General features: G+C 64.7%; 6 protein-coding genes. All 6 read left to right on the forward strand.

What is annotated here, in order from left to right; translation table 11 throughout:
• Nucleotides 1–516: GNAT family N-acetyltransferase (locus tag V7080_RS21995; protein WP_334190524.1), on the forward strand; the 516-nt coding region annotated here is incomplete at its 5' end.
• Nucleotides 516–1898: a polysaccharide deacetylase family protein gene (locus V7080_RS22000; RefSeq protein WP_334190525.1), complete on the forward strand. Its 1383-nt coding sequence runs from the start codon at nucleotides 516–518 to the stop codon at nucleotides 1896–1898. The genes V7080_RS21995 and V7080_RS22000, both read left to right, overlap by 1 nt.
• Nucleotides 1895–3211, forward strand: coding sequence for a hypothetical protein (locus V7080_RS22005; RefSeq protein WP_334190526.1), 1317 nt, complete (start codon nucleotides 1895–1897; stop codon nucleotides 3209–3211). Before V7080_RS22000 ends, V7080_RS22005 begins: the two co-directional genes overlap by 4 nt.
• Nucleotides 3132–4250 (forward strand): glycosyltransferase family 4 protein, encoded by a 1119-nt coding sequence (locus V7080_RS22010; protein WP_334190527.1) that lies wholly within the window; start codon nucleotides 3132–3134, stop codon nucleotides 4248–4250. The genes V7080_RS22005 and V7080_RS22010 overlap by 80 nt, the downstream gene beginning before the upstream one ends.
• Nucleotides 4223–5740, forward strand: coding sequence for a hypothetical protein (locus V7080_RS22015; protein ID WP_334190528.1), 1518 nt, complete (start codon nucleotides 4223–4225; stop codon nucleotides 5738–5740). Before V7080_RS22010 ends, V7080_RS22015 begins: the two co-directional genes overlap by 28 nt.
• Nucleotides 5737–6887: glycosyltransferase family 4 protein (locus V7080_RS22020; protein WP_334190529.1), on the forward strand; the 1151-nt coding region annotated here is incomplete at its 3' end. The genes V7080_RS22015 and V7080_RS22020, both read left to right, overlap by 4 nt.

Here is a 6887-nt window from a genome sequence, read left to right on the forward strand (position 1 = left end):
CAGCACACCACCCGCACCGAATGCAAGAAGGCGTCGCATCGCTTCGGCATGCAAGTGACCGACGAGCTGCCGCTGGACGTCTTCCTGGCGCTCAACCGCAAGACCTTCGCGCGCCAGGGCCTGGCCGTGCCGTACTCCGACGCGTTCGTGCGCCGCTTCGACGCCGCCTGCGCGGAGCGCGGCTGCCGCGCCGTGCTCATCGCCGCCGACCGGCATGGACGCCCGGCCGCCGGCTTGTACATGGTGTGGGATGAGAACAGCGCTTACGGCCTCATGGCCGGAGCCGACCCGGAAATGCGGCATAGTGGCGCGGCCAGCCTGTGTTTCTGGGAAGCGATACAGCGGTCATCGCGGCTCACCCGTCGTTTCGATTTTTCCGGCTCGATGATGCAACCGGTCGAGCGCTTCTTTCGCGGATTCGGGGCGTCCCTGATGCCGTACTCCTGCATCAGCAAGAGCCCGTCCCGGCTGATGCGGCTGCGGCAGGGCATGCTGTTTGCCCTCAAGGATCAATGATGTTCATTGTTTCCTGTCCCGACAACTGCCGCGCCGAGCGCCGCTGGATCACTTCGGTGTTGATGGAGTCGTTTCTGGGATTGCGGTACGAGCTGCGCTTCGAGCCCCAAGCCGAGCCACGGAGCTATGTGTGCATCCAGGCAGACGACCGCAAGCTGGAGATCGCCGACGATTTCCTTGCACGGGCGGAAGGGAACTGGATGTCCGAGGCGTCGCTTCCGGAAATGCCGCTGGCGCTTTGGGATATCGGGGGCGAGAGCATCGCGCCCAACCTGACCGACGCGTCGCTGCCGGTGCTCTTCGGCACGCCGGGATTCATGCAATACGATCAAGGGGCGCGGATCGGCCTGGATATTTTCGGCGCGGCGTTCTTCATGCTTTCCCGCTACGAGGAAGCGGTGCCGGGGCAGCGCGATGAGCACGACCGGTTCCCCGCCGCTGCATCGGTGGCATACCGCGGCGGCTTCCTGCACCGGCCCATCGTTGACGAGTACGTGGAGCTGTTGTGGTCGGCGATACATCGGCTGTGGCCGCAGGTAAAGCGCAGGCGGCGCACCTATGCGACGGTGGTGAGCTGCGATGTCGATCATCCTTACCATCCCGGCGCGGCATCCTTGCGCCGCATGGTGCGGCGCTCCGCCGGCGAGTTCATTCGTACGCCCTCGCTATCGACCGCGCTCGGACCGCTGCGCAATTATGTCGCCAGCCGCAACGGCAACTGGCGTCATGACCCCTACTATCACGCGGTCGACTGGATGATGGATGTCAACGAGAAAGCAGGAAACCGTGTCGCGTTTTATTTCATCCCGGAGATCACCGACAGGGCGATGGACGGTGTGTGTCCGATCGGAGACCGCGCGGTGACATGGATGCTCAAGCGCATCGCCGCACGCGGACACGAAATCGGCATTCATCCCGGCTATCGCAGCTACCAGGATGCCAGGCATATCCTGTCGGCGAAGAACAGCCTGCAGCAGGCGCTTGACAAGGCGGGCATCCGCCAACAGGTGGCCGGCGGACGCCAGCATTACCTGCGCTGGTCGACCAGGACGCCGGCCGCATGGCATGCCGCCGGGTTGCACTACGACAGCACGCTGAGTTATGCCGAGCGGGCCGGGTTCCGCTGCGGCACCTGCCATGAATATCCGATGTACGACCTGGCGGAAAGGAAGCCGCTCTCGCTATGGCAGCGCCCGCTGGTCTGCATGGAGTCGTCGGTGATCGTGTACGCCGGTCATGGCCATACCGACAAGGCGCTCGACTGCATGCGGCAGCTCAAGCAGGCGGCGCGGAAGGTTAATGGCAGCTTCACGCTGCTCTGGCACAACTCCAGCCTCGAAGCGGCGGCGGCCAGGGATATGTACCGGGAGATCATCGCATGATGCCGGCCACGCTCCTGCCGGAACCCCATCCGCCCGGGGCGCACGACCGGCAGCGGCCCGCCATGTTCTCCGGCGAGACCGTTGCCAATCTCGCCTTCCTCGCCTTGTTTCCGGGGTTTTTCTTTTATCAGTCCGCCATCGGCGCCGGCATCATCGGCCCGGTACTGGGCGGCTACTTCTCCCTGGTCGCATTTGCCGTGCTGCCGCCGCTGCTGTTTGTCTACGGGTCGAACGTCATGGCAAGCAGGCGTTTCTTTACCGGCGCAGACCTCGCCTTCTGCTGCTTCATTGCCTACTTCCTGTCCATCGTCGCGCTCAACTATGCCGGCGGCGCCGAACCCGACGTATCGACGCATCACGCTTTGTCGATCAGCCACCTGGTCGCCGTCTTCATCATTTTCCGGCTCGCCGATTTCCATCGCCGGACCATGAGACGGGTGACGCTGCTGTCGCTGCTGCTGATGTCGATCGTGATTTTCATGCAGTCGGGCGAGGGAAGTTTTTACCTCGACAACAAGGCCGACGGCGACGAGTCTTCCGGCCTGGCCACGTACCAGGGCTTCGCCCGCTCGTACCTGGTCACGCTGCTGGCGGTAGCACCATTCGCCGTCACGCGCCGGGGGCGGATCGTGCTGTATCTGTTCGCCGTGCCGGCGCTGTACCTGAACGGCGCGCGCAGCGAATTGCTGGTGTCGATTGCGCTGGTCATGGCGATCGAAGTCTTTCACGCCCGGCACAAGCTGACCGTCCTGATGGTATTCCTTGCCCTGTTCGGCGCGGTGCTCTGGAACGCGGATGAACTGATCCGCGTGCTGCCGCACAACAGGACACTGGAACTGCTGGAGTCGTTCTCGTCGTCGTCGGTGGAATCGCGCAACATGCTGTTCGCCCATGCGCTCGAGACGATAGGCCGTTACCCGCTGCTGGGTGAATACGGCGGCTATTTCGCGGTCCATGGACCAGGCTCGTATGTGCACAATATTTTCTCGGCCTGGGTCGACATCGGCCTGTTCGGCTTCCTGTATCTCCTGTTGATGATCCTCGTGCCGACCGCGCATCTCGGCATGGAAATCGGCAGGACGCGGAACCTGCAGAACCGGTTGCACCGGCAGGAGCTGCTGCTTGCCTTTGGGGTGTTGTTCGTCACCGTGCTGATGGTGTTCAGCGCGAAGAGTTTCACCTACATGGTGATCGGCGGCGCGCTCGGCAGATACGCGCATTACAGGAGCACTTATGTCACTGGCACATATCGCCCACCTCACCTCGGCGCACCCGCGCGACGATTCACGCATTTTCCACAAGCAATGCCGTAGCCTTGCAGCCGGCGGCTACGACGTCACGCTCGTGGTGGCGGACGGGAAGGGAAGCGAGGAAAGAGACGGCGTGACGATACGGGATGTCGGCCGCTCCGGCGGACGGATCGCGCGCATGCTTGGTACGACAAGGCGGGTATACCGAACGGCCGTCGCGCTCGATGCCGCAATCTATCACCTCCACGATCCGGAACTGATTCCGGCCGGCCTGCAACTGAAGCGTCTCGGAAAGCAAGTCGTCTTTGATTCGCATGAGGATGTGCCGAAGCAGTTGCTCGGCAAGACCTATCTCGGGCCGCTGGGGCGCAGGCTGCTGCCGGGTGCATTCGCAATCGCCGAGCGGCATGCATGCCACCGCTTCGATGGCATCGTCGCGGCGACCCCCACTATCCGGGACAAGTTCATCCGGATCAACCGGCACACCATCGATGTCAACAATTTTCCGCTATTGGGCGAACTCGGCGCCACGCAAGCGGATGCGTCATGGAGCGAAAAACGCCGGCAGGTGTGTTACGTCGGCGGCATCGCCGCAAGCCGCGGTGCACGCGAGATCGTGCATGCCTGCGCGCTGCTGACGTCCGATGCACGCCTGAGCCTGGCCGGCGCGCCGTCCGAGCCGGGCTTGATGGAAGAGCTCAGGCGAACAGGCGGCTGGAGCCGCGTCGATGAACTTGGTTTCGTCGATCGCGCCGGGGTAAGGGATGTGATGCGGCGATCGATGGCGGGTTTGGTGACGCTGCATCCGCTCGTCAATTATCTCGATGCGCTGCCGGTGAAGATGTTCGAGTACATGGCGGCCGGCATACCGGTGATCGCCTCCGGTTTCCCGCTCTGGCGCAGCATCGTCGAAGGCAACGGTTGCGGCTTGTGCGTCGATCCGCTCGATCCCGGTGCGATCGCCAAGGCGGTCGATTTCCTGGTCACGCATCCCGATGCCGCCCGTCGCATGGGCCAGAACGGCAGGCGGGCGGTGCTCCATCACTACAACTGGTCCAGCGAGGAGAAAAAGCTATGCGGCTTCTATGCGGCTTTGGCCTGACATTCTTGTTGCACCGCTCCTTGCGCGGCCTTGCCATGGTCGGGCTGCTGTGCACCGGCGGCATGGCGCTTGCCGATGGCGGGCGTTTCGATTGCGGCGGCCAGACGGAGGCGGAAATCTGGTCGCTGTGGGACAGGGAGATGCGCGGCGTCGTCGAGCAGCGCCTGTTGCGGGACCGGCTGGCGCAAGGAGATGTGTATGCGCTCTACGACCTTCAGTCGTACACGCAGAGCCTGGTGGCGATGGCGCGTCGCTGCGGCCGCGCACAGCGGCTGCTGGAAATCGCCGCGCTGGCCAGAACCGCCTATGATGCGCTCGAACCGGGAACGGCTTTCTCACGGGGCCGTCGCTGGGTGTGCCGTGGTGGCGAGATATGCAATCGCCGCAACAAGCTGGGCGGCACGGAAGTCATGCTGACCAGCGTGCAGTTTCTCGGCATGACATCGGCGCTGGCCAATGCCCTGGCGGTGACGCCGGGCGACGGCGCCGTGAAGGCATCCGGTTTCCTGCATGACACGATCGATATCACGGTCGAGCATCTGCTTCGCTGGGGGGATGACAAGGCGCTGGACACTCTCCGGGCCGATCTGCAGGCGACGCCGGCCGACGTGAGGCCGGGAGTGACTACCCATCTCTTCACGGACAAATCGTTGTGGATGATCGCCATCTATGCGGAACTGGCAGGCGCAATGCACGCCGCCCGTGGCAGGGAAGGTGCCTGGACCGCCATCAGCGATGCAGACATGCAACGCATGACATCGCATATCGGTGCGCTGCTGGCCTTGTTCGGCAGCCGGATCAGCTTTCACGCGCCGCCCAACACACGCGCCGGCAACGGCAATCTCGCCGACCTCGACCGCGGTTTCTGGCGGCTCTACAAGGACAGCCGCTATGCCGGCTATGAAGAGCAGAACAAGCCGGTCGAGTGCAGACCTGACGGGAGTGGAAAGTTCAGCATGCAGGTACGGGTGCCGGACGACACCGTGCCGGTGCGCAAGGACACCGGATGGGACCTCAGCCATGCGCGCCGGCTGGTGCCGGCGCTGGACGCACTCGAGCGAAACCGCCAGGCGCTGATGGCGGTGTTTCGGCTGACCGAACGCCAGCTGCCGCCGACGGGTCTGGCTGCCGCGTTTGCCGGTACGCTGGTGGCGGTAGTGTGGAACGGCGACATGTCGCGTCCGCTGTTCACCAACTACCTGAGCGGTGCGAACGGCTGGTACCGCGTCGCCTATGACAACGGCACCGGCCAATGCCGCGAAGGCCAGCCGCCCTACGGATTGTCGCGTGCCTTTGCCTTCGGCGGCTATGCCGCCTGGGCGCGCCACCAGCCGATCCTCGGCACGCTCGGCCGCCGGTTGCTCGAACTCGCGGACAGCGACCCGCGCTTCATCGAAGCGCACTACGACTTCCTGCTGCCGGGCAGCCCCCGCGCCGCACAGGGCAGGCTGATGTTTCTTCCCTCCCTGGTAGGCACCGACCGGCCATGAGAGTCCTGATCGTCAATCATTATTCCGGCTCGGCCGAGCTGGGCATGGGCTACCGCCATTTCTACCTCGCCAAGGAAATGCAGGCGGCCGGCCATGCGGTCGCAATCGTGGCCTCGCGCTTTTCACACCTGCGCATCCGCCAGCCGGAAACACGGCTGGCCGACCCGCACGCCGGCTGGAACGACCACTGCGGCATTCCCCACCTGTGGCTGGGCGGGCGACCATACCACGGCAACGGCTTGCCGCGGCTTCTCAACATGATCGAGTTCGCCGGCGACCTGTGGCGCAGGGCCCCCGGGATCGCGGGATGGCGGCCGGACGTGGTACTGGCATCGTCGCCGCATCCGTTCGCCGTCTACGGCGCGGTGCGGCTGGCGCGCCGCGCCGGTGCGCGGCTGCTGTTCGAGATCCGCGATCTCTGGCCGCTCAGCCTGATGGAACTCGGCGCGATTCCCGCCCGCCATCCGCTGATGCGCGCCATCGATCATGCCGAAGCCTTCGGCTGCCGCCACGCCGACAAGGTGATCTCGCTGCTTCCCTGCGTCGACGAGTATCTCGCCTTGCGCGGCGTCGGGCGGGATCGGTGGATCAATATTCCGAATGGCGTCTGGTTACGTGAATGGCGCGAGCCCTGGCCGGCGCTCGACGCCGGTACGCGCGACGCGCTCGCCGCCTTGCGGGCGCAAGGCAGGTTCATCGTCGGCTATGCGGGTTCGCATGGGCTCGCCAACGCGCTCGATACGCTGGTGGACACCGCCGCCGCGATGCGCGATGAACAGGTCGCGTTCGTGCTGGTGGGCGATGGTCCGGAAAAAACCTTGCTGCGGCAGCGGGTGGCGGCCAAAGGATTGCGCGACGTGCACTTCCTCGATCCGGTCGGGAAGGACCAGATCCCGGCGCTGCTGCAGTGGTTCGATGCCGCATATATCGGCTGGCACCGACAGCCGCTTTACCGGTTCGGTATTGCGCCCAACAAGCTGATGGATTACATGATGGCGGCGCGGCCGGTGGTGCATGCGGTGGAGGCGGGGAATGATGCGGTCGGTGAATCGGGGTGCGGAGTAACGGTGCGGCCGGAGGATCCGCGGGCGGTGGCGGATGCGGTGCGTGGATTGATGCGGCTGGATGCGGGAGCGCGGGCATCGAT

It is taken from the genome of Noviherbaspirillum sp., assembly GCF_036846085.1.
Classification (GTDB): domain Bacteria; phylum Pseudomonadota; class Gammaproteobacteria; order Burkholderiales; family Burkholderiaceae_D; genus Noviherbaspirillum.